Annotated in this window: 2 protein-coding genes; both read right to left on the minus strand. The window is 66.8% G+C overall.

All coding sequences use genetic code 11. The features are described 5' to 3' along the window. Window positions 1-433: tail fiber assembly protein (locus IE126_RS26220; protein WP_229825961.1), on the minus strand; the 433-nt coding region annotated here is incomplete at its 3' end. A gap of 3 nt (window positions 434-436) precedes the next feature. Continuing rightward, window positions 437-1,303 (minus strand): phage tail tip fiber protein (locus IE126_RS25675; protein WP_189383225.1); only part of this gene is annotated, 867 nt, incomplete at its 5' end.

The raw sequence follows: 1,303 nt of genomic DNA on the forward strand, positions 1-1,303 counted from the left end.
GCCATGAGACCGATCCGGGGTAGCCGGGCTGGGAGGGGATATCGCGCAGTTCCTGCCGATATGTCGCCCATTGGGCCTGTTTGGCGGGCGTGAGGGGGGCATCGAGCAGCTGCGTCCAGTCGCTGTCGGCCAGCAGCTGCGTGCGGATGGCATCGACCGTGCGCTCGGACATGCCGCTGGGCGACAGGATCGACAGCGACAGGGTTTCGGTCGCGGGGTTGAAATTCAGCGTGCGGATCGTGCTGTCGGCCCAGAGCGGGCTCTCGATCAGCGCGACCGCATTCTGGAATGTGGCCATCTGGCTTTCCGGCACCGCGACTGAGGTCAGGCTGCCGCCCTGATCGGCCACATCCTCGGCCGGGCAGTCACCATATTCGGTCACCGGCTTGGCGCTGGCGCTATGGTCCGGGTCATAGACGATGAAAGCGACCATGGATCACCTCTGGAACTGGGTTGCTGAGAAATAGCGGCGAAACACCCGCATATCGGCGTTCCAGCCTGCGGTGACGGCCGGGTTCGCCTTGCGCGCCCGGATCCGATAGGCCGTCATGCCGGTGCCGGTATCCCAATCGACGGTCGAGAAGGCGACCTGCGACTGGCGCCCGTTCGGGGCACCGGCGGCGCTGGCCGCGCGCAGCGGGGTATTGCCTGGTCCGCGCGTGACCAGAAACTCGACCGCGCCATTGCCGTAACCATCCATCGAGCAGCTGAACGAGAGTTCGGTCGCCATGCCCCGGCGCCGGATGCGCAACACGGCAACGGTGACCCAGGTGTCGTCCGAGGTGATGTCCACATAGCCGCCCGCAAACCGCCGCACCGGCACGGTCACCGCATTGCCCGCCAGCATCAGCGTATTGATCGAGGCGGTTTTGATCATGGCAGAGCGCAGCCAGACATCGCCCTCCTCGATGACAAACAGCGCCTTCTTCGCCGCGCCATTCACCACCGCAAAACGGTCGGCACGGATCAGAACCGAACTCGCACCGCTGCTGTCTGCCTCCAGAAACAGGGCCGCACTCGTAGTGTCATCGCCCGGCCCGGCGGCGACCGAGAGGCCGATCCGGGCGGTCGCCCCTTCTGGCGTGGCCTCGACCGTGGTGCGGAACCGGCCCCCGGCGGAGTATTTGCCAGCGGCGACATCCAGCGCCTGCAAAGCATCGCCCTGGGCGGTCACCGCATTGCCGATCCCGCCCACGGTCAGGGACAGGCTGTCCAGTGCCGAGGCGCTGGCCTTGCCGGTCAGGGCCAGATCCAGCGCGGTGATCGCTTCGGCCTGCGAGGTGATCCTGCCCTCGGCGGTGGT

It is taken from the genome of Gemmobacter nanjingensis (genome assembly GCF_014652195.1).
Taxonomy (GTDB): domain Bacteria; phylum Pseudomonadota; class Alphaproteobacteria; order Rhodobacterales; family Rhodobacteraceae; genus Gemmobacter; species Gemmobacter caeni.